Origin of the sequence: Bacillus cereus group sp. BfR-BA-01408, assembly GCF_022663305.1 — a bacterium.
GTDB lineage: Bacteria > Bacillota > Bacilli > Bacillales > Bacillaceae_G > Bacillus_A > Bacillus_A pacificus.
This window is the reverse complement of sequence record NZ_JAKUFF010000237.1, coordinates 1-295: the sequence shown is the minus strand read 5'-3', so window position 1 is coordinate 295 and position 295 is coordinate 1. Positions and strand designations below refer to the sequence as shown.

Here is a 295-nt window from a genome sequence, read left to right as displayed (position 1 = left end):
CAGAGAAACCAGGTGAAGAAACAGAAAAGCCAGGTGAGGAAACAGAAAAGCCAGGCGAAGAGACAGGAAAACCGGGTGAAGAAACAGAGAATCCAGGTGAAGAGACAGGAAAACCGGGTGAAGAAATAGAGAAACCAGGTGAAGAGACAGGAACATCAGGTGAAGAAACAGAGAAGCCAGGTGAAGAGACAGGAACACCAAGTGAAGGAATGGAAAACGTAGATAAAGAAAAACCTACCTTACCAGAAAAAGGACAAGGTGCGTCTCATGCACAACTTCCAGCTACAGGACATGA

Annotated in this window: 1 pseudogene; it reads left to right on the top strand. The window is 45.8% G+C overall.

Annotated elements, in window-relative coordinates:
- Positions 1 to 295, top strand: a pseudogene (locus tag MR083_RS27105) (hypothetical protein); the annotation flags it as partial.